Origin of the sequence: Halorubrum lipolyticum DSM 21995, from assembly GCF_000337375.1 — an archaeon.
Taxonomy (GTDB): domain Archaea; phylum Halobacteriota; class Halobacteria; order Halobacteriales; family Haloferacaceae; genus Halorubrum; species Halorubrum lipolyticum.
Window position 1 is genome coordinate 151,878 of the sequence record NZ_AOJG01000041.1, and the last position, 19,670, is coordinate 171,547.

Consider the following 19,670-nt stretch of genomic DNA (forward strand, 5'->3'; position numbering starts at 1 on the left):
ATGTGCGTTCCCCCGGTACTGCGCTCCCGCTCGGTGGGGCCCTCGGTTGCCGCGCTCCCGCTCGGCGAGAGCCCGGTGATTCGCCCTCGTCTCAGCCGTCGGCGAACGCCTCGACGACCGCCTCGATGTCGCCGGCGACGCGGTCGCGATCGATCGTCTCGCCGCGATAGGCGCGCTCCACGACCCCGTCCGGGTTGACGAGGAGGGTGACGACGATGTGCTGGAAGTCGTACCCCTGTAGCCGGTCGCTCTCCGTCGTGCGCTCGAACCCGATCCCGAGCCGATCCTCCACGACGGCCTCGGCTCGCTCCGGGGTCTCCGGCCGGAGGTAGTGCCAGTTGCCCGCGTCGAGATTCACGCCGATCGATTCGGCGTTATCGCGCAGCGCCGCCGCGTCGTCGCGCTCGGGGTCGAACGTGATCGGGAGGAACAGCGTCTCGTCGGTCAGTCCCGCGTCGGCGACGCGCCGTTGCACCTCGACCAGCCGACGGAGGAGGACTCCGCACTCCGCGGGACAGAAGGTGAACACCCCGGTCACGACCGCGGTCCGGTCGACCGCCTCGCTGTCGACGGTGACTCCGGCGATCGGGTCCCGCAGCTCGAACGCGGGGAGCGGCTCGCCGTACGCCGGGTACGCGAGGTCCTCGCTGTCCGCGATCTGGTCCTCCTGCGGGTCGAGCACGACGCCCTCCGGCTCGCCGCCGAGCGCGGACGTACAGCCGGCGGCCGCGCCGGCCGTCGCCGCGGCGATCCCTCCGAGCAGCGCTCGCCGTTGCATACCGAAACCGACGCCCCACGGCCGCATAACCGGTCTGGTGCGGGCGTCGAACGGCGCTTCTCCGCCCGGTTCTTCACAAGGGAGAGTAGTACGGGATCGGCGGGTGCGGCAGCGGGACCCCGAGCGTCGCGAGGCCGTGCTGGAGCGGGATGTACCCGAGCGCGACGAAGGCGACGCCCAGCGCGCGGTGGAGCCGCATCCGGGTGTCGACGCTCACGGACCCGAACGCGGTCCCGAAGAGGAACAGCGCCGGCACGGTACCGAGCCCGAGCGCGGCGAGCGCGGCCGCGCCCCCGAGCGCGCTCCCTTGCACGAACGCGTAGAGGAACGCCGGGTACAGCAGGGGACACGGCAAGAGCCCGTGCGCGGCGCCGAGCCCGACGATCCGCCAGTCGCCGACCCACGCGTCGACCCGGGGGACGATCCGACCGGTGACGACGGCCGACGCCGCCTCGACGCCCGGGACCGGGAGGCGCCGCAGTTCCAGCCGGATCGCGTACCGCAGCCCGATCGCGATGACGACCGCGCCGACGACCAGCCCCGTCAGCGCGTGCACGTCGTCGGCCGCGGTCGTCACCGTCCGCGCGGTGACGAACGAGAGGCTCCCCGCGAGGCCGAACAGCCCGCCGATCGCGGCGTAGCTCGCCGCCCGCCCGAGATTGAACAGCGCGTGTTGACGCACCTGTCGCACGGTGAGGTCGTCGCTCCCGCCGGTCCGCGCGACCCGGTTCCGGCCGCCGCCACCGCCCGCGGCGTCGGCCCGCATCCGGTCCGCGTACGTCGAGACCAGCGGCCCGCACATCCCGAGGCAGTGGGCGCCGCCGAGGAGCCCGACGAGCAGGAACACGCCGAGGCTCAGCGGCTCGGCGGCGTGGATCGTCCCGGCGGGCTCGCAGGTCGCCGTCGCCGGGACGGGCGTCTGACGGGCCAGCGAGTCGAGGCCGCCCCCCAGTTCGAACATAGCCGATCGGTCGAGCGGGACGGCCCTAACGGATCTGGTGCGATCGACGAACGCGGCGGCGAGAGGAGGGCCTCCGACCGCGGCGAGAGAAGGGCCTCCGACCGCGGCGAGAGAAGCAACCGGTGAGCGAGGGGGACCCGCTCACTCGAAGAGGCTGTCGACGGTCCGGACGAACCGGTCGACGATCCGGTCCGGGAGCGACGCCGACACCTCGTCGAGGAGCGCCGCGGTCCGCTCGGGGCGCGCGAGCGAGAGCCGCATCGGTCGGTCGTCGGACCTCTCGACGATCCCGCTCTCGACCAGGTTCGAGACGTGCCACGAGACGGTGCTGCGCGCGAGGCCGAGCTCGTCCGCGAGCGCGGCCGGCCGAGCCGGGCCGCCGGCGTGGAGCCGGACGAGGATCCCGCGAGCGGTCTCCCGGCGGAGGAAGGCGAGCGCCCGCCGCTCCCACGGGTCGAACTCCGGGTCAAAGTAGTGTGCGCGCCCGGCGATCCGCTCGACCGCGACCTCGCCGTCGCGGACGAGCCGGCGGAGGTGGTACTGCGCCTGTCCGGTGGCGATGTCGAGGTCGCGGCTCACCCGGTTGAAGTGGACGCCCGGCGTGTCGCGGACGTGCCGACGAACCCGGGCTCTGGTGTCCGGCATGCGTGCTCGTCGCGAGCTACCCGATCGGTATTTAAAAACCGCTCGCGCGTTCCCTCCGATCGGGAGCGGTCGGGGCGTGTCTTCTTGTCGCTCGACGCAGTACGACTCGACAGCGTGAGTCCGATTCCCGCGAGCGCGGCCGTCGGCGGGTGGGGCGTAGAGGGGTCGCTGCCGCTGCTCGCCGTCGTGTTCGTCGCCGGCGTCGGCACCGGGCTCCTCTTCCTCGTGAGCCTCGTCGCGTACCGCCGCCGTCGAGGCCGGCAGTACGCACTTATCAGTGTCGCCGTCGGCGCCCTCTTTGTCCGCTCGGTCGTCGGCGCGGGCACCGTCCTCGGCGTCGTGCCGATGCCGGTCCACCACTTCCTCGAACACAGCCTCGACTTCCTGATCGCGGCGGTCGTCCTCTACGCGGTGTACGCGCACGCCCCGGGTTCGGTGGGCGACGACGCGGCCTCGGAGTGACCGGAAGAAACACCTCGACCGCCGTCTCAGCCGCCGAACCCGCTTCGAACGCGCTCGATAGCGGCGTCGACGCGGCGGCCGTACGCCAGCGTCGCGCCCGCGACGACGGCGCCGAGGAGCGTCCAGCCGACGAGCGAGCCGACCGCGCGACCCGTCGCAACGAAGTCGCCCTCGGGCGCGAACGCGACGCCGATCACGTGTTCGAAGACGAGGCCGCGGAACGCCCCGTTCGGCGTCAGCGGGAGCGATCCCGGGATCGTCGCCGAGGACGCTCCGCCGCCGAGCGAGCGGAGCAGGAGGAGGTCGCCGCCGAGCACGCCCGCGACCAGCGCGAGGGCGCCGAGCGCGATCGCGCTCCGGCGGCTCGCGGCGAGCGCCGAGACCGCCGCCGCGAGCGACACGTACGCCGCGCCGAGGAGGAGGACGAACGCGAGGAACCTGAGGTACAAGAGCGGCGAGTCGACGCCGGCGTGCGTCGCGAAGATCCCCGTGTCCGGCGCGGCGGTCAGCCAGACGCCGACGCCGACCACGGCGTACGGGACGCCGACCACGGCGACGAGCGCGACCGTCCGGGCCAGCAACACCCCGGCGACGTACTCGCCGACGCGGACCGGATACGTTCGGATCACCGCGAGCTCGCCGCTCGCGCCGTCGGCGAGCAGCGCGCGGTAGCCCAACACCACCGCGGCGACCGGGACGAGCGCCTCGGTCGGGAGGAGCAGGTCGACGACCGCCGGCACGAACCCGGTCGCTCCCCCGCCGCCCGCCGCGAGGAGGCCGCCGACGGCGGCGAGCAGGCCGACCGCCAGCACGCCGTAGCCGGGGGTCCGGACCACCGTCGCGAGCTCGCGCCGGAACACGGTCGCGACCCCGGTGAGCGGGCCGGTCATCGGTCCGACACCCCCGTGACGTGAACGCCCGGCTCCGCGTCGCCGGCGTCGCGTTCGCCCTCGTCGCCACCCGCCCCATCGCCCTCTCCCGGAGCCGACGCACTCGTTTCGCCGACCACGACGCGGTACAGCTCCCGCGCGTCGGCGGCGCCGCGTTCCTCGAGCAGACGGTCGAGCGGTCCCGCGGCGGCGACCTCCCCGCGACGGAGGAGCACGACCCGGTCGGCGTGCTCGTCGACGAGGTCGAGCGCGTGCGAGGAGACCGCGACGGCGGTGTCGCCGTCGGCCAGCTCGGTCGCCGCGCGGAACGCGCGCTCGCGCATCCCCGGGTCGAGGCCGCTCGCCGGCTCGTCGAGGGCGACAAGCGAGGGGTCGCCGAGGACCGCCTGCGCGATGCCGAGCAGGCGACGCATCCCGCCCGAGAGCGCCTCCACGCGCCGGTCGCCGGCGTCGCCGAGCCCGATCCGCTCCAGCGCCGCGTCCGGGTCGTCGCCGACGAGGCGCGCGTAGAACGCGAGCGTCTCGCGAGCGGTGAACCCCTCGCGGAACGGCACCCGCTGCGGGAGGTAGCCGATCGGCTTCGGTCCGGTCGCGCCGGGGTGCCGGACCTCGCCCGCGGTCGGCTCCGTCGCGCCGACGAGCGCCCGGAGCAGGGTCGACTTCCCGGACCCGTTCGGACCGATCACGGCGGTGACGCCGGGCTCGACCGCGAGCGAGACCGACTCGAGCACCGGGACGCCGCCGTACGTCCGCGTGACCTCCGAGAGGGCCGCGACGGGCTCGTCAGGCATCGCCCGGGCCCTCCGTCGTGGCTGGTGTCGGTGATGTCGCTGGCGCCACTGGTGCCGCTGGTGTCGTCGAACCGTTCCGTTTCGCTCGTGGATCGATACCCCCGCTCGTCGCGTTGCGGTCGCGTGCGTTCATGGCTGCGTCCCCGTCTCCGTCCCCGCTCCGCCCGTCCAGTTCCGCGCGCCAGTCGGCGTGGACCGCCCCCGCCCCCGGATCGAGCGCGGCGTCGATCCGATCCGGTGAGTACGGTGCCGACGCCGGTGCCGGGTCGATGACGCTCCCCGAGCGCGCTCCAGGAACGGTCCCGCGGAGGCGATCGAGGAGGGCGACGGCTGGCGACTCGCGCACGGCGACGGCGGCGACCTCGCGGTGGAGCGCGCCGTCGACCGGGGAGGTCGGCCGGTACGCTCGCTCCCCGGGCTCGTGGACCCCGACGTTCGCCCCTTCCCAGTAGTTCCCGCGGTCGCCGTCGGCCCAGACTCGGAGCGCGCCCGCGCCGGCGGCCGCGTGCTCCGCGTTGCCGACGAAGTCGTTCGCGACGACTCGGCTCGACGGAACGACCGTGGTCGCGCGGGCCCCGAGCTCGTTGTCCGCGGCGACGTTGCGCTCGTACAGCGACCCCCGCGAGCTGGTCGAGAAGCCGAGCTCGTTGTCGACGAGGGTGTTGTACCCGACGTACGTCCGGGTGCCCGAGGCCTGCACCCCCGCGCTGGAGTTCCGCACGTCGTTGCCGACGATCGCGTTGCCCGACGGCCGCGTCATCACCGTGATGCCCGCGAACAGCTCGTTCCGGAACGCGTTGTCGGCGAGCAGCGCGTCGCCCGTGTACATGAGGTGCGTCCCGTAGCGGTTGTCCGCGAACGTGGAGTTCCGGACGACCGAGCCGTCGGCGCGGTGAAGGTAGATCCCGTCGCGGCCGCCCTCGAACCTGCTGTCGGTCACCGTCACCCGCGACTGCATCCCCGTGATCCCCATGAAGCCGTCCTGCCACTCGGCCGTCCCGTCGACGCGGAGGCCTCGGACGACGGCGTGAGAGCCCTCCCGGAGGAGCAGGCCGCTCGCGTTCGCCTCGACCGTCACGTCGTCGACGACGAGTCCCGGCGCGTCGACCGCCCGGATCCCGGCGTCGCCGTGGCCGTAGCCGAGCTGGATGTTGGTGTCCCACACCTCGCCGGCGTCCGACTCGCCGCTTCCGCCACCGCCCTCGCGCCCCTCGCGCGCCGCCTCCGGGTCGCGCGTCTGGCCCCCGCTCCCGTCGACCGAGAGCCCGGTGAGCGCCACGTCCGGCGCACGCACCGTGATCACCGACCCGTCGCCGTCGCCGCTGATCCGCGCGTCCTCGCCGGCGATCGTCACCGACTCGTTCACCGTCAGGGTCTCCTCGTAGGTCCCGGGTGGCACGACGACGGTCGTGTTCGCCGGCGCGGCGGCGACCGCCGCCTCGACCGTCGGCGCGTCCTCCCCGACGACGACCGAGACCGGTCGATCGGCGCGGCGCTCGGCGGCCGCGATCCGCTCGTCGGCGGCGTCCCAGCGCTCGGGAGCCATCGAGCGCACCGTCGCCGCCGAGTCGGTGTCGTACGACCGGCTCCGGACCGCCTCCCAGCCGACCGCCCGCCCGCCGTGGTCGGCGGCGAACGCCTCGGCGGCCTCCCGCGTGCGGAACGGGACGACCGTCTCGCCCGCCGGGCTCCGGGCGTCGCTCCCGACGACGTAGACCGCCTCCGCGGCCGGCGTCCACTCGCCGGCGAACGTCGATTCGAACAGCCCGGTCTCGGTCGTCCCCGGCCGCGCGTCGTCGAACGTCTCGACGTAGGCGGCGATCGGGTAGCCGAACTGGCGTTCGGTCCGGCCGTCCCCGAGCGTCGCCGCGAACGACTCGACGCCGTTGTACCCGACGACGTACTGCAGCTGCGAGTAGAAGACCTGCGTCCGCGGGACCCGCGCCGACCCGGCCATCAGCGCGTCCGTCTCGGAGGAGAGCCCGAGCTCGACCGCGTCGTCGTAGGCGACGGGCGAGGGCGCGGCCGACTCGGGGTCGGCAGCGAACGCCCCCGCCGTCGCGACGACCGCGGCGAGGAGGAGCGCGCCGAGCGCGATCCGGAGCGCCCGAGACGGATCGCCGTAGGGGTCGAAAACCGTCACGGAGGCGGTTCGACCGCCCGGGGGTTATCCGATCTGGTTCGTTCCTCGAACGACGGTCTGAATCGGTCCCGAGGGCCTAAGACGGTCGTTACGCAACTATCGCTCATGACCGAACACCAGCGCTCGTCGACATCGCGGTCGAGTTGGTCGCGTCGGGGTCTCCTCGCCGGGGTCGGCGCGGGTCTCTCGCTCGCGGCCGCCGGCTGTCTCGGCGACGAGAGCGCGTCGATCACTCCAGTCTCGCTCGACGGCGAGCGCGCGTGCGACGAGTGCGGCATGATCATCGAGGACCACCCGGGACCGGTCGGACAGGTCCACTTCGAGGACGACGAGCCCGAGGGCGGGCGACCGGGACAGTTCTGCAGCAGCACCTGCACCTACACCTACCGGTTCGACGCGGCAGACGCGGGGCGGTCCCCGCTGGCGACGTTCCTCACCGACTACTCGCTCGTCGAGCAGGAGGTGTTCGAGGAGGGGGACGACACGATGTTCTCCTCGCACGTCGAGAGCGACGCGTTCTCGCGGACGACCGACCTCACCGTCGTCGCGCGCAGCGAGGTCGTCGGCGCCATGGGGCCCGAGCTGATCCCGTTCGGCGAGGAGAGCGACGTCGACGCGTTCGTCGAGGCGTACGGCGGCGAACCGATGCCCGCGGAGGAGGTGGAACGGTCGACGCTGGAAGCGTTATAAATAGCCGAGCGCGGCCCGTCCGGGCCGCGTATCGCTTATAAATCGGTCCCGCAGTACCGACGGTCGCCTACTCGCTCGCGCCCCAGTTCTCGACGCGCTTCGGCCGGTCGGAGACGGCCATCACGTCGAGGTCGTCGGCCTTGTGCTCGATCGCCTCTAAGGCCGCCTTCGCGGAGGCGTGCGTCGAGAAGTAGGTGATCTCCTCTTCGACGGCGACCTCCAGCAAGTCGCGCTGGCGCGAGACGATGAGGTCGATCTGGCCGCGCCTCGCGGCCTCGATCAGGTCCGTCGCCTCGCTCAGCTCGAAGTGCTCGGCGTACCCCGCGACGAGGGCCTCGCCCGCCTCGGTGTCCGGGTCGGGGAACTCGTCGGCCGAGAGGTCGACGACGGCGGTGCCGGACTCCGGGATCGGCTTGCTCGTCGCGTCCTGCGCCTTGTCGTACGCCTTGCCGAACGAGCGGGCGGTGCCCATCACTTCGCCGGTCGACTTCATCTCCGGGCCGAGCCGCGGGTCCGAGCCCGGCAGGCGGTCGAACGGGAGGACGACCTCCTTCACGCTGCGGTGCTCCGGGATCTGCTCGTCGACGTCGAGGTCGGCGAGCGTCAGGTCGTCCGTCATCACCTTGGCCGCGAGCTTCGCGATGGGGACGCCCGTCGCCTTCGAGACGAACGGGACCGTCCGCGAGGAGCGCGGGTTCGCCTCCAACACGTACACCTCGCTGTCGGCGTCGTCGGCGCCGACGCCCGTCACCGCGAGCTGGACGTTGAGCAGGCCGACCGTGTCGAGCGCGCGGGCGATGTCCTCGGTGACCTCGCGGACCCGCCCGAGCGTCTCGTCGTCGAGCGAGCGCGGCGGGATCATGCAGGCGGAGTCGCCCGAGTGGACGCCCGCGCTCTCGACGTGTTCCATCACGCCGCCGAGCAGCACGTCCTCGCCGTCCGCGACGGCGTCGACGTCCAGTTCGACCGCGTCGTCGAGGAACTGGTCGACGAGGATGGGTTTGTCCGGCGAGACCCGGACCGCCTCCTCGATGTACTCCTCCAGCTCCGCGTCGTTCTCGACGACCCGCATCGCGCGCCCGCCGAGGACGTAGGAGGGGCGCACGAGGACGGGGTAGCCGATGTCGTGGGCCAGCTCGAGCGCCTCGCCCTCGCTCGTCGCGGTGCCGCCCTCGGGCTGGGCGACGCCCATCTCGTCCATCAGGACGTTGAAGCGGTCGCGGTCCTCCGCGAGGTCCATCGCCTCGACGCTCGTCCCCAGGATCGAGCAGTCGAGCCCGCGGCGCTCGAGCTCAGCCTCGAGCGGTTCGCCGATGTTCACCGAGGTCTGTCCGCCGAACTGGACCATCACGCCGTCGGCGCCGGTCGCCTCGGCCACGTCGGCCACCTCCTCGGCGGTGATCGGGTCGAAGAAGAGCCCGTCGGAGGTGTCGTAGTCGGTCGAGACGGTCTCGGGGTTGTTGTTGACGACGTGCGCCTCGATGCCGAGCTCGCGGAGCGCCTGGATCGCGTGGACCGAGCAGTAGTCGAACTCGACGCCCTGCCCGATCCGGATCGGGCCGCCGCCGACGACGACCACGCTGTCGACGCTCTTGTCGACGACGAGCTCGCCCGCCGCGGCGTCGCCCTTCAGGGGTCCGCGCTCGAACTCCGACTGGCGCGCGGAGTAGTAGTACGGTGTCTCGGCGGCGAACTCGCCGGCGCAGGTGTCGACCTGCTTGTACGTCCGGCCGGGCACGTCCGTCTCGACGGCGTCGACGTCGGTCCCGCCGCCGGCGAGCGCGGCGATCTCGGCGTTCGTGTGGCCCGCGGTGGCCGCCTGCGCGAACTCGCCGTTCTGGGCGGCCTGCGCGGAGTCGCTGACCCGTTTGAACCGCTCGAGGTACCACGGCTTGATCCCGGTCAGGTCCTCGATGTCCGCGACGGTGTAGCCGCGGTCGAACGCCTCGAAGATGGCGTACGGCCGGTCCGGCGTCGGGCGTTCGAGGTACTCGGTCTCGAGGGCGTCGTCGCCGACCGCGCCCCAGTCGACCGCCGGGTCGTACTCGGAGGAGCGGAGCGACTTCAGCAGGCTCTCCTCGAAGTTCCGGCCGATGGACATCGCCTCGCCCGTCGACTTCATCGCCGTGCCGAGCTCGAAGTCCACGTCGTCGAACTTGTCGATGGGCCACCGCGGCACCTTCGTCACCACGTAGTCGATGGCGGGCTCGAAGGCGGCGGTCGTCTCGCCGGTGATCTCGTTGTCGATCTCGTGGAGCCGCTTGCCGAGCGCGACCTTCGCGGTGACGCGGGCGATCGGGTAGCCGGTCGCCTTCGAGGCGAGCGCGGAGGAGCGCGAGACGCGGGGATTCACTTCTACCACGCGGTACTCGCCGCCGGGCGTGCCGTCGTCGTGCCACGCGAACTGGATGTTACAGCCGCCCTGGATGCCGAGGTCCCGAATGACTTCGAGCGCCGCGTCGCGCATCTCCTGGTGCCCGTCGTCGGGGATGACCTGCGAGGGGGTGACGACCGTCGACTCGCCGGTGTGGATCCCCATCGGGTCGATGTTCTCCATGTTGCAGATGATGATACAGGAGTCGTCGGCGTCCCGCATCACCTCGTACTCGAGCTCGACCCAGCCCGCGATGGACTCGGTGACGAGCACCTCGCTGTTCCGCGAGAGGCGGAGCCCCTTGCGGACGCGCTCGACCAGCTCCTCGAAGTCGTCGACGACGCCGGAACCGGAGCCGCCGAGCGTGTACGTCGTCCGGGCGATGACGGGAAGGCCGCCGACCGAGTCGACCGCGGCTTGGACGCGCTCGCGGAGGGCCGCCTCGTCGAAGTCGGTGACCGACTCGCCCTCGTCGAGCGAGATGGTCGTCGACTTCGGCACCGGCTGGCCGAGGCCCTCCATCCGCTGCCGGAAGAGGTCGCGGTCCTCCGTCGCGTAGATGGTGTCGAGCGGCGTCCCCATCACGTCGACGTCGTACTCCTCGAGAATGCCCTCCTCGGCGAGCTCGGCGGTGACGTTGAGTCCGGTCTGACCGCCGAGCCCGGCGATGACGCCGTCGGGCTCCTCGATCCGGATGACCTCTGAGATCGCCTCGGGCGTGATCGGCTCGATGTACACCCGGTCGGCCGTCTCGGGGTCGGTCATGATCGTCGCCGGGTTCGAGTTCACCAGGACGACGCGAGCGCCCTCCTCCTGGAGGGCGCGGCACGCCTGTGCGCCGGAGTAGTCGAACTCGGCCGCCTGTCCGATCTGGATCGGCCCGCTACCGATGAGTAGAATGGTCCGGTCCTCGCTCATTATCGCGACGGAGTACGCTCATCGTAATAAAGTCGGCGATAGAATACGAATCTCGCAGCGAGTTTGCGATTTTCGCAAGGTATGTCGTCTCATGACTCACGAGGCACCGTACCAAGCGTGCCGGCGATTTATCAGGACGCCTGACGCAGCCCGTCAATATGGCGTTCACCACGCCCTCACCGCTCGGCGACGACCAATCGCTCGCGATCGTGGCCCCCTCTCGGCCCCCCGACGCGACGAAGCTCCGGATCGGCCGCGAGCGGCTCGACGCGCTCGGCGTCGAGACGCGGGTGTTCCCGACGGCCGAGCCCGAACGGGACGAGCCGGCGTCGCCCGCGGCGCGCGCGGCCGACATCGAGGACGCGTTCGTCGATCCCGAGGTCGGCGCCGTGATGGCGTACACCGGTGGCGACGACCAGATTCGGATCTTGAAACACCTCGACGGCGACGCGCTCGCGGCGAACCCGACCCGATTCCTCGGCTACAGCGACAACGACAACCTCCGGCTGTTCCTCTGGAACCTCGGGATCGTCAGCTACGGGCTGGGCGTCCACCCGGACCTCGTCTGCGACGCCGAGCTCCGCCCCTACACCGAGCGGTACCTCCGGCGCGCGCTATTCGAGGAGTCGCTCGGCCGGGTCGAGCTCGCCGCGGAGTGGACCGACGACTGGTTCGATTTCGAGACTGGCGAGCCGCGCGAGTGGCGCGACAACCCGGGTCCGACGACGTGGGTCGGCCCGCGGGCCGACCCCGAGAAACCGGTCAGCGGCCGGGTCTGGGGCGGCTCCTTCGCGATCGTGAAGTGGCACCTCCAGGCGGCGCGGTACCTCCCCGATCCAGACCGGCTGGACGGCGCCGTCCTCGCGCTGGAGACCTCGGAGGACGTCCCGCCGCCGCGCGAGGTCGGCTACACCCTCCGCGCGATGGGCGAGCGCGGGCTGTTGGAGCGGTTCGACGCCCTCCTCGTCGGGCGCCCACGGACGAACGCGCCGACGCTGGAGTGGGACCCGGAGCCCGAGGGATACCCCGGCGAGCTGCGCGGCGTGATCACTCGCGAGCTCGAACGATACGCCCCGGACGCGGTCGCCGGCTTCGGCTACGACTTCGGCCACACCGACCCCTCGTTCCCGCTCCCGCTCGGCGCGGTCGCGACGCTCGACCCGGCCGACGGCTCGCTCCGGTTCGGGCCGGGCTGACCGTGGGGACCCGTCTCCAGCGGGCCCTCCCCGCTCAGGTCTCCAGTCGGTACCGATACGGCCGGTCGGCGATCACCTCGACCTCGCCGCGCTCGGCCCACCGGCCGAGCACGGTCGCGACGCGGTGCGGGCTGTCGATCTCCTCGCACTCCCCCGCGAGCGCGAGGATCTCCCGCGCCGTCAGCGGCTCGTCGGCCTCGGCGAGCACCCCGCGGATCCGGTCGTACCGGTCGTATTCGCCGGCGCTCATGCGTCTTACGTACGGTCCCCGAATATATAGGGTTCAGTGAGACAAGAGTCGGACGAACGTCTGACAGGAGAGACCGAGGCGGCCGTTTTCGGCTGTTTGAGCGGCTTCTGGGGAGCTCTTTTAAAAGACCGAAGGTCGCGGTCAGGCGTAGGGGTCCTCGGCCTCGAGGTCGCGCTCGGCGCGGTACTGGTCGACGAACTCGCTCACGTCGAACTCGACCATCTCCGCTTCGAACGCCGAGAGCGCGTCGTCGTCGTCGGCGTGGCTCACGGCGTGTTCCATCAGCTCGACGACGAGCTCGACGACGATCTCGTGGAGCCGGCGGGAGTCGAACTCCGTCACCCACGCCATCGCGTACCCCACGTCGGCGTTCTCGCTGGCGTCGTAGGCGACGACGGCCTCCGGGAACTCCTCTAACACGACCCCGAGCAGGTGCGGGGTGTCGAACTCCGGCATCTCCTCGCTGGTCGTCTCGATCGCCTCGCGGAGCACCTCGACGAGGAAGTCGGGGAGGAACCGTTCCGGCGGGTGGACATCCATCACGACCGCGTGCGTCTCGCCGCAGGCGCACTCGAACTCGCGCATGCCGAGGTCCAGCTCGCCGGCCGCCATCGTCTGCCCACAGGGCAGCTCCAGCGTGTTCTCGTCACCGCCGGGGACGCGCGGCTGGGACATACCCGCCGTTGGTCGCTGGCGGGGTTAAAAGGCGCGGAACGGGACGGACGCCCCCGACGCCGCGAGCGTTACTGGAACCCGATCCGGCCGCCGGTGTCGCGGATCGCGTTGCCGCTGCCGCCCTTGAACTGCTCTTCGACCTCCTCGTAGTACGCGAGGATGTCGTCGTTGATCGTGGGGCGCACCGACTCCAGCGCGCGCCGGAAGTGCTTCATCTCGACCTCCTCGGCGTCGTCGTCGTCGCGAAGCGCCTCGATGGCGGCCTCGCGAGCGATCCCCTCCAGGTCGGATCCGACGTAGCCGTCGGTGATCTCGGCGATCTCGCGGAGGCTCACGTCGGGCGCGATCGGCGTGTCCTGGGTGTGGATGTCGAGGATCTGCTCGCGGCCGCCCTGGTCCGGCTGGCCGATCATCACGAGCCGGTCGAACCGCCCGGAGCGGAGCAGCGCGGGGTCGATCATGTCGGGGCGGTTGGTGGCGCCGATCACCATCACGTCGCCCATGTCCTCTAACCCGTCGAGCTCGGTGAGGAGCTGATTGACGACGCGCTCGGAGACGTTGTTCCCCATCTCCTGCCCGCGCGAGGGCGCGAGGCTGTCCAGCTCGTCGAAGAAGATGATCGTCGGGCTCACCTGCCGGGCCTTCCGGAAAGTCTGCCGGATCGCCTTCTCCGACTCGCCGACCCACTTCGAGAGCAGCTGGGGTCCCCTGACCGAGATGAAGTTCGCGTTCGTCTCGTTGGCGACCGCCTTCGCCATCAGCGTCTTCCCGGTGCCGGGGGGGCCGTACAGCAGCACGCCCTTCGGGGCGTCGACGCCCATCCGGTCGAACTTCTCCGGGGTCGTGAGGGGCCACTCCACCGATTCTTGGACCTGCTGTTTGGCCTCGCTGAGCCCGCCCACGTCGTCCCAGGATATCTTCGGGAGCTCGACGAGCACCTCGCGCATCGCGGAGGGCTCGACCTCCGTGAGCGCGCCGGAGAAGTCGTCGCGCTTGACGATCATCCGGTCGATCAGACTCGGCGGGACCTCCTCGTCGTCGAGGTCGATCTCGGGGAGGTAGCGCCGGAGCGCCTTCATCGCGGCCTCCTTCGTGAGGCTCTCGATGTCGGCGCCGACGAAGCCGTGGGTCTCGTCCGCGAGGTGATCGAGGCTCACGTCGTCAGAGAGCGGCATCCCGCGGGTGTGGATCTGGAGGATCTCCTTGCGGCCCACCTCGTCGGGGACGCCGATCTCGATCTCGCGGTCGAAGCGTCCGGGGCGGCGGAGCGCGGGGTCGACGCTGTCGACGCGGTTGGTCGCCCCGATGACGACCACCTGGCCGCGCGTCTCGAGCCCGTCCATCATCGTCAGCAGCTGGGCGACGACGCGGCGCTCGACCTCGCCGGTCACGTCCTCCCGTTTGGGCGCGATCGAGTCGAGTTCGTCGATGAAGATGATCGAGGGCGACTCCTCCTTCGCGTCCTCGAAGATCTCCCGGAGCTGCTGTTCGGACTCGCCGTAGTACTTCGAGATGATCTCCGGGCCGGCGATCGAGAAGAACGACGCCGAGGTCTCGTTGGCGACGGCCTTCGCGAGCAGGGTCTTCCCGGTGCCCGGCGGGCCGTGTAAGAGGACGCCCTGCGGCGGCTCGATCCCGAGCTTCGAGAAGATCTGCGGGTGTTTCATCGGCAGCTCGACCATCTCGCGGACGCGCTGGATCTCCGACTGGAGCCCGCCGATGTCCTCGTAGGTGATGCCGCCTCCGGTCTTCTCGAACCCGGAGATCGGCTCCTCACGCAGCTCGACTTCGGTGTCTTCGGTGATCAGACAGACGCCGTCGGGCTCGGTCTCGACCGCGATCAGCGGGATCGCCTGCCCGGGCGACCGCATGAACGGGTGGTTCGTCGACGACATCACGGGGACGATGTCGCGCTCGACGACCGGGCGCTTGAGGATCTGGCGTTTCACCATGCCGGCGGCGTCGGAGCCGAACTGGACCGACGCCTCCTCGGGCGGGGCCAAGACGAGCTTCTCGGCCTTCTCGGCCTCCGCCTTCCGGATCGTCACGCGCTCGCCGATACCCACGTCGGCGTTCTGACGGGTGAAGCCGTCGACGCGGACGGTGTCGGTGTTCCAGTCCTGGCGGTCGGCGCGCCAGACCTTCGCGGCGGTGGTCTCCGCGCCCTCGATCTCGATGATGTCGCCGGGCGAGAGCTTGAGGTGCAACAGCGTGTCGGGGTCGAGTCGGGCGATGCCGCGCCCCGAGTCGTTCGGGTACGCCTTCGCCACTTCGAGTTGGACTTCGTTCATGATTCCTCGCGGGGGATGTCTCTCTCTCCTCTCGGTTCGGGAATAAGCCTGTTGCCCCTGTCGACGCCGCCGGATCCCTCGGGGGATCCGTGTGGTGCGGCGAGCTGTGTCATCATATGGCACGGTACGGCATCCGTATTTAAAACGCCGTCGCATGGGTGCGTTTTCGCCGTCTTCGCGGAGCGCGCCGGCCCGTCGGTTTTTATCCGTTCGGAAACCATCTCCGTCCGTGTTAGACTCCCTCTCCGACCCGATGCGGATGCTCGTCACGCGGCTCGCGGTCCTCGCCGCCGGCGTGCTCCTCGGCGTCGCGCTGTACCTGCTCGGGGTCGTCGGCGTCCTCGTCGTTCCGCTCGCGGCGACCGCCGCGATCGTGGTGGGCGAAGTCTATTTTGCCGTCGCGGGCGACGACCAGTCGACGTGAGTCCGGAGAAGCCGCGTCAAACGATCTTCATCATCCGCGTCTCGAACTTGCCGACGCGAACGCGCACCCAGCCCGAAAGCTCCGCGTCGAGGTCGGGGTCGTCGGTGTCGACCCGGAGCGCCCGCACGTCGTCGAGCTTCGTCCGCGAGGCGACGATCCGCAGGTCGCAGCGCCGGATCACCGCCGGCGACAGCTGCGGGTTCCCGCGGCCGAAGACGAACCCCTGCCCGCCGATGGGGGAGACGACGATCACGTTCTCATCGCCGAGCGCGTCGAGGATCTCCCGCTCGGTGCCGTCCCGGACGACCACCTCGCCGTCGCGCCAGACGTCGACGCCGATCGGCGAGGGCTCGAACCCCAGCTCCGCCTTGATCGCGCCGACCGTCGATCCCGGACCGAGGACGAAGGTGACGCCCTCGCCCTCGCGCTCTCGGATGTCGTCCGCGACGCCCTCCGCCAGCGACTCGACGGTCCCGCTCGCGGTCTGTTTCGACGACTGGAGGTCGTCGGCGACCGGGACGTGCGCGACCGCGCGGAGCTCCGGATTGACCTCCCCCTCGCGGTAGGCGTCCTCGTCGATGTCCATCACCTCGCGGCGCTCGGTGCGGGAGAAGGAGGCGGCGACCTCGGCGGCGTCCTCGGGCGAGACGGCGAACACGGACGAGTACACCTTCACGCCGGCGGGAACGCCGAGCATCGGGACCTCGGACCCCGTCCGTTCCAACGCGGTCGCCACGTCGGTCGCCGTGCCGTCGCCGCCGACGAACAGGACGAGGTCCACCGGGTCCTCGCCGCCGACGAACGCCTCGACGACGCGCGCGGTGTGCTCCGCGGTCGTCTCCGTGGGGTCCGGCGTCGCGCCGTCGAACGGGTCGACCGCGCGGACCGGCTCGAAGCCCGCCTCGCGGACCAGCCGCTCGCCCATCGGATCGGCCGCGGTCGAGACCCACGTCTCGGGCGCGACCGCCGCGAGCCGCTCCAGCGCCCGCCGCGCCCGGTCCGGCGCCCGGGGTTCGGCGCCGCGTGCGACCGCCTCAGCCACCTTCCCGTCGGTGCCCTTGAGCCCGACGCGGCCGCCCATCCCGGCGACCGGGTTCACCGCGAATCCGACATGCATGTCGGATTCTTCGGCGGCGAGCCCTTAAGCGGGACGCGTCTCGCCGCGCGAAGATCAACGTTTAAGACGCCCCCAAGACAAGCGCGAACCATGCTCCTCGAAGCCGCTCCGGTCGAGCCGCTCCCGATCGACGCGACCGCGACCGCCGTCCTCGTCGCCAGCCTCGTGATCACCGCGCTGTGGGTCGCGTACCTCTACCGCTGATCGCGCTCGTTCTCACCGCTCCGAATCGGTCGTCTCCGAATCGGCCAGCCCCGAATCGACCAGCTCCGACCGCTCCCGCACCCACTCGGCGGCGCGCGCCGCCTCGTCGGCCGACGCCGCCGTGATCTTCACCCGCACGCTCTCGCCTGGATACGACCCGACGGACACGTCGAACGCCTCCTGAAGCTCCGCGAACCGCTCTAACAGCTCGCTCTCCGGCTCGTCGACGTCGACGACGACGGTGTGGGTCCGCGTCCCCTCGAACTCGTCGGCGACCGTCTCGAACATCGCCTCCATCTCCGCCGGGACGCCCGGCAGGACGTACACGGACTCGACGACGGCCCCGGGCGCGACGCCGGCCTCGTTCGCGAGCGGCCGACAGCCGACCGGGAGGTGAGTGGTCTCGGCGACCAGGTCCTCCGCGCTGTACCCCCGCTCGGCGAGCCAGTCAGCGGCCTCCTCGTTGGCGGCGAGGTCGCGACCGAACGCGGCCGCGACCGCCTCCATCGTCACGTCGTCGTGCGTCGGTCCGAGCCCGCCGGTGACGAGCACGGCGTCGTACTCGGCGTGGTACTCGTTGACGACGCGCGCGATCTCGGCGACCTCGTCCGGGACGACCGTCACGCGCCGGACCGTCACGCCGCGGTCGTCGAGTCGGCCGCAGAGCCACGTCGCGTTCGTGTTCTCGGTGTCGCCGACGAGGAGCTCGTCCCCGACGGTGACGATTGCGGCGTCCATACCCGCACAAGGCGTCGCGCACTGAAAAAGGGCGCCAGTTACTCCTCGTCGTCGTCGTCCTCGTAGACGCCGAGCCCCATCTGCCGGCGCCGCTCGCGGAGCTCCTCCAGCTGTCGCCGGAAGTACGCCGTCCCGACGACCGCGGCGATCACGGCGATCGCGAGGATGACCCCGAAGACGAGCAGGTCCGTCTCGCGGTACGACTGGACCACGACCGACCCGCTCGTGACGGAGTCCCACGTGATCCGGTCGCGACCGTCGACCGTCTCGATCTCGTGGTCGCGCGGCGAGACGTGCCCGACGATCGGGAACTCGGTGCTGAAGCCGGGCGGGAGCGTCACCGCGTACGACCCCTCTATGTAGGTGAGCGTGGTGAACCGGCGGGGCGACCCGGACGCGGAGATCGCCAGCCGTCCGCCCTCCGTCTCGTCGCCGAACCGGACCCACGTCTCGTCGGGGGTGCGCTCGACCTCGCCGCCGCGGGCGCGGAACTCGGTCCCGTTCAGCACCTCGCCGTCGGGGGACTGATACCGGAACGCCTCGAACTCGAAGGGCTGATCGCCCGTGTACGGGGTCTGCCGGTAGAAGCGTATCTCGTCGACCCCGGAGACGTTGTACACGGCGGTGTACCGCGTCCCCGTCGACAGGTTGATCGACGCGTCGCGCTCGGTGTCGAAGTCGTACTCGTGCGGCGGCTCGGCGTCGAGGGTCCCGTTCGCCACGTCGCCGCCGTCGTTGACGTAGGTGAGACAGCCGGCGCTGACGGCCAGCAGCGCGACGACCGCGACCGCGAGTGCGAAGCGTCGGTTCACGGCTCAGACGACGCAGCGCATCTCCGCCGGGAGGTACGAGCCGATCGCGGCCAACAGCCCCGGCGGGTCGGTGTCCTCGGTGCAGACGACGCTCTGTTCCAAGAGCCCCAGTCGCTCGACGGTGATAATGTCCTGCGCGTGGCCCGCTCGGTTCACGGTCGCCCGGACCTCGCCGCGGGTCGCCGAGTTGACGTTGAGCCGCCCGTCCCCGCGCTGCCAGTCGTACAGGCGGTCGCGCTCGGCGTCCGCCAGCCGGCTCGGCTCCGAATCGGGGTCGCCGACGTCGCCGCCGTAGACGAAGCGCACGGAGAGGTGCTGGACCAGCCCGAACCGCTCGACGACCTGCGCCGGCGACCCTCTCCCGAGACCGATCTCGTCGGCCGGAATCTGCACCTCGACGCCGGCGTCGAGCACGAAGCCGTCGTCGTCCCACGACTCGAGGGTGCCGACGTACTCCTCGCCGGCCGCCAGCCCCTCGTCGTGGGCGACGATCTCGCCCCACGTCTCCGCGAGGACGTTGCGGGCGACCTCGGCGTCCTCGCCGCTCACGTCCACCTGCACGAAGTCGTCGTCGCGGACGCCGACGTGCCAGTCGACGTCGAGCTCGCCCACGTCGTTGGCGACGAGCGAGTTCATCCCGTCGAGCGCGCGGTCGCGGGCGTCGCCCTCGACGTAGCACTTGGTTGCGAGGACGACCATCAGCCCGTCACGTCCACGTTGAGCTCGTCGCGGAGCTCATCGACGCGCCGGCCCATCGCCTCGCGGAGCCGGTCGTTGTCCATCGCCTCGACCGGGGAGCCGCACTCCGGGCACTCGAAGCCGAAGTCCATCGCCTCGCCGAACTCGAAGCGGATCGAACACACCTCACAGAGGTAGAACTCGTGAGTACGCTCGTACTCTTCCCGCTCCTCTAAGGCGTCGAGCAGGCGGTACATCTCCTCTTCGAGGTTCTCCGGGATGTTGTCGTAGTGGAACGTCCAGAGGTACGTGAGCCATCCCGAGTCCTCGTCGCGCACCCGGCGGTAGGTGGCGAGGTCGTTCTCGTACAGGATGAACAGCGCGCGTCGGACGTCGTTGAGCTCCAGTCCGAGCTCCTCCGCCAGCTCCTCGTCGGTGACCTCGCCGTCGGGCGGCGCGGCCGCGACCGGCATCCCCGTCGGCCCCACCAGCTCGTGGAGGTACTTCTGGATGACGGGGTCGTTCAGTAGATCCTCAAAAGCCATTACGTGGATCTGGTGGAGGAACCGGGTTAAAAGCTCCGGAAGGAGCGGTGACCGCCTCGGGCAGTCACCGCCGATCCCGACCGCGACC

General features: G+C 71.1%; 19 protein-coding genes. 4 read left to right on the forward strand and 15 right to left on the reverse strand.

The genetic code is table 11. The features are described from left to right. Positions 1 to 91: 91 nt before the first annotated feature. The 3 genes from C469_RS15435 to C469_RS15445 form a co-directional block, all read right to left on the reverse strand. Positions 92 to 778 (reverse strand): SCO family protein, encoded by a 687-nt coding sequence (locus tag C469_RS15435; RefSeq protein WP_049911478.1) that lies wholly within the window; start codon positions 776 to 778, stop codon positions 92 to 94. Between the two features lie 73 nt (positions 779 to 851). Beyond that, on the reverse strand, positions 852 to 1,739 hold the full coding sequence (locus C469_RS15440; protein ID WP_008008269.1) for a sulfite exporter TauE/SafE family protein: 888 nt from the start codon (positions 1,737 to 1,739) through the stop codon (positions 852 to 854). Positions 1,740 to 1,880: 141 nt separating this feature from the next. Next, positions 1,881 to 2,384, reverse strand: coding sequence for a winged helix-turn-helix transcriptional regulator (locus tag C469_RS15445; RefSeq protein ID WP_008008270.1), 504 nt, complete (start codon positions 2,382 to 2,384; stop codon positions 1,881 to 1,883). A 114-nt stretch (positions 2,385 to 2,498) separates the two neighbouring features. Between C469_RS15445 and C469_RS15450 the strand changes: the two genes are divergently transcribed. After that, positions 2,499 to 2,846 (forward strand): DUF7471 family protein, encoded by a 348-nt coding sequence (locus tag C469_RS15450; protein ID WP_008008273.1) that lies wholly within the window; start codon positions 2,499 to 2,501, stop codon positions 2,844 to 2,846. A gap of 26 nt (positions 2,847 to 2,872) precedes the next feature. On the opposite strand, the gene C469_RS15455 is transcribed toward C469_RS15450, so the two are convergent. Genes C469_RS15455 through C469_RS15465 form a run of 3 tightly spaced genes read right to left on the reverse strand, consistent with a single transcriptional unit; the run spans position 2,873 to position 6,670 of the window. Continuing rightward, positions 2,873 to 3,736 carry a hypothetical protein gene (locus C469_RS15455; protein ID WP_008008275.1) on the reverse strand — a complete coding sequence of 288 codons (864 nt, stop codon included), beginning with the start codon at positions 3,734 to 3,736 and terminating at the stop codon, positions 2,873 to 2,875. Then, a complete protein-coding gene (locus C469_RS15460) occupies positions 3,733 to 4,527 on the reverse strand; it encodes an ABC transporter ATP-binding protein (protein WP_008008277.1) in 795 nt (264 codons plus the stop codon). The genes C469_RS15455 and C469_RS15460 overlap by 4 nt, the downstream gene beginning before the upstream one ends. Next, positions 4,520 to 6,670, reverse strand: coding sequence for a NosD domain-containing protein (locus C469_RS15465; RefSeq protein WP_008008279.1), 2,151 nt, complete (start codon positions 6,668 to 6,670; stop codon positions 4,520 to 4,522). Before C469_RS15465 ends, C469_RS15460 begins: the two co-directional genes overlap by 8 nt. Positions 6,671 to 6,775: 105 nt before the next feature. Here C469_RS15465 and C469_RS15470 point away from each other — a divergent pair, with 105 nt between their 5' ends. Further along, positions 6,776 to 7,360: a nitrous oxide reductase accessory protein NosL gene (locus tag C469_RS15470; RefSeq protein WP_008008281.1), complete on the forward strand. Its 585-nt coding sequence runs from the start codon at positions 6,776 to 6,778 to the stop codon at positions 7,358 to 7,360. A 67-nt stretch (positions 7,361 to 7,427) separates the two neighbouring features. Here C469_RS15470 and carB read toward each other — a convergent pair whose 3' ends face one another. Continuing rightward, positions 7,428 to 10,652 (reverse strand): carbamoyl-phosphate synthase large subunit, encoded by a 3,225-nt coding sequence (gene carB / locus C469_RS15475; RefSeq protein ID WP_008008283.1) that lies wholly within the window; start codon positions 10,650 to 10,652, stop codon positions 7,428 to 7,430. Positions 10,653 to 10,810: 158 nt separating this feature from the next. Here carB and C469_RS15480 point away from each other — a divergent pair, with 158 nt between their 5' ends. After that, positions 10,811 to 11,848: a S66 family peptidase gene (locus C469_RS15480; protein WP_008008284.1), complete on the forward strand. Its 1,038-nt coding sequence runs from the start codon at positions 10,811 to 10,813 to the stop codon at positions 11,846 to 11,848. Between the two features lie 34 nt (positions 11,849 to 11,882). On the opposite strand, the gene C469_RS15485 is transcribed toward C469_RS15480, so the two are convergent. The 3 genes from C469_RS15485 to C469_RS15495 form a co-directional block, all read right to left on the reverse strand. Further along, positions 11,883 to 12,098 (reverse strand): hypothetical protein, encoded by a 216-nt coding sequence (locus C469_RS15485; RefSeq protein WP_008008286.1) that lies wholly within the window; start codon positions 12,096 to 12,098, stop codon positions 11,883 to 11,885. 141 nt (positions 12,099 to 12,239) lie between these two features. Next, a complete protein-coding gene (locus C469_RS15490; RefSeq protein ID WP_008008287.1) occupies positions 12,240 to 12,773 on the reverse strand; it encodes a DUF5815 family protein in 534 nt (177 codons plus the stop codon). A 68-nt stretch (positions 12,774 to 12,841) separates the two neighbouring features. Continuing rightward, positions 12,842 to 15,064 (reverse strand): CDC48 family AAA ATPase, encoded by a 2,223-nt coding sequence (locus C469_RS15495; RefSeq protein WP_008008290.1) that lies wholly within the window; start codon positions 15,062 to 15,064, stop codon positions 12,842 to 12,844. 229 nt (positions 15,065 to 15,293) lie between these two features. On the opposite strand from C469_RS15495, the gene C469_RS15500 reads away from it, so the two are divergent. Next, on the forward strand, positions 15,294 to 15,488 hold the full coding sequence (locus C469_RS15500) for a hypothetical protein (RefSeq protein WP_049911479.1): 195 nt from the start codon (positions 15,294 to 15,296) through the stop codon (positions 15,486 to 15,488). Positions 15,489 to 15,504: 16 nt separating this feature from the next. On the opposite strand, the gene C469_RS15505 is transcribed toward C469_RS15500, so the two are convergent. The 5 genes from C469_RS15505 to C469_RS15525 all read right to left on the reverse strand — a co-directional run bounded on the left by C469_RS15505 (position 15,505) and on the right by C469_RS15525 (position 19,582). Then, positions 15,505 to 16,605 carry an ATP-NAD kinase family protein gene (locus tag C469_RS15505; RefSeq protein ID WP_008008292.1) on the reverse strand — a complete coding sequence of 367 codons (1,101 nt, stop codon included), beginning with the start codon at positions 16,603 to 16,605 and terminating at the stop codon, positions 15,505 to 15,507. A 216-nt stretch (positions 16,606 to 16,821) separates the two neighbouring features. After that, a complete protein-coding gene (locus C469_RS15510; RefSeq protein ID WP_008008296.1) occupies positions 16,822 to 17,547 on the reverse strand; it encodes a competence/damage-inducible protein A in 726 nt (241 codons plus the stop codon). A gap of 38 nt (positions 17,548 to 17,585) precedes the next feature. Further along, on the reverse strand, positions 17,586 to 18,359 hold the full coding sequence (locus C469_RS15515) for a DUF5803 family protein (RefSeq protein ID WP_008008298.1): 774 nt from the start codon (positions 18,357 to 18,359) through the stop codon (positions 17,586 to 17,588). 3 nt (positions 18,360 to 18,362) lie between these two features. Next, positions 18,363 to 19,058, reverse strand: coding sequence for a DUF2110 family protein (locus C469_RS15520; protein ID WP_008008300.1), 696 nt, complete (start codon positions 19,056 to 19,058; stop codon positions 18,363 to 18,365). Beyond that, entirely contained in the window at positions 19,058 to 19,582 is a 525-nt protein-coding gene (locus C469_RS15525; RefSeq protein WP_008008302.1) for a transcription factor TFIIE subunit alpha, read from the reverse strand. The genes C469_RS15520 and C469_RS15525 overlap by 1 nt, the downstream gene beginning before the upstream one ends. Between the last annotated feature and the right edge of the window lie 88 nt (positions 19,583 to 19,670).

What these genes read in the sequence shown, in the direction of transcription:
- C469_RS15445 (WP_008008270.1), bottom strand. Translation starts at nt 2,384, where the DNA reads ATGCCGGACACCAGAGCCCGGGTTCGTCGGCACGTCCGCGACACGCCG.
- C469_RS15520 (WP_008008300.1), bottom strand. Translation starts at nt 19,058, where the DNA reads ATGGTCGTCCTCGCAACCAAGTGCTACGTCGAGGGCGACGCCCGCGAC.
- C469_RS15480 (WP_008008284.1), top strand. Translation starts at nt 10,811, where the DNA reads ATGGCGTTCACCACGCCCTCACCGCTCGGCGACGACCAATCGCTCGCG.
- C469_RS15505 (WP_008008292.1), bottom strand. Translation starts at nt 16,605, where the DNA reads ATGCATGTCGGATTCGCGGTGAACCCGGTCGCCGGGATGGGCGGCCGC.
- C469_RS15470 (WP_008008281.1), top strand. Translation starts at nt 6,776, where the DNA reads ATGACCGAACACCAGCGCTCGTCGACATCGCGGTCGAGTTGGTCGCGT.
- C469_RS15510 (WP_008008296.1), bottom strand. Translation starts at nt 17,547, where the DNA reads ATGGACGCCGCAATCGTCACCGTCGGGGACGAGCTCCTCGTCGGCGAC.
- C469_RS15490 (WP_008008287.1), bottom strand. Translation starts at nt 12,773, where the DNA reads ATGTCCCAGCCGCGCGTCCCCGGCGGTGACGAGAACACGCTGGAGCTG.
- C469_RS15440 (WP_008008269.1), bottom strand. Translation starts at nt 1,739, where the DNA reads ATGTTCGAACTGGGGGGCGGCCTCGACTCGCTGGCCCGTCAGACGCCC.
- C469_RS15435 (WP_049911478.1), bottom strand. Translation starts at nt 778, where the DNA reads ATGCAACGGCGAGCGCTGCTCGGAGGGATCGCCGCGGCGACGGCCGGC.
- carB (WP_008008283.1), bottom strand. Translation starts at nt 10,652, where the DNA reads ATGAGCGAGGACCGGACCATTCTACTCATCGGTAGCGGGCCGATCCAG.
- C469_RS15485 (WP_008008286.1), bottom strand. Translation starts at nt 12,098, where the DNA reads ATGAGCGCCGGCGAATACGACCGGTACGACCGGATCCGCGGGGTGCTC.
- C469_RS15460 (WP_008008277.1), bottom strand. Translation starts at nt 4,527, where the DNA reads ATGCCTGACGAGCCCGTCGCGGCCCTCTCGGAGGTCACGCGGACGTAC.
- C469_RS15455 (WP_008008275.1), bottom strand. Translation starts at nt 3,736, where the DNA reads ATGACCGGCCCGCTCACCGGGGTCGCGACCGTGTTCCGGCGCGAGCTC.
- C469_RS15495 (WP_008008290.1), bottom strand. Translation starts at nt 15,064, where the DNA reads ATGAACGAAGTCCAACTCGAAGTGGCGAAGGCGTACCCGAACGACTCG.
- C469_RS15525 (WP_008008302.1), bottom strand. Translation starts at nt 19,582, where the DNA reads ATGGCTTTTGAGGATCTACTGAACGACCCCGTCATCCAGAAGTACCTC.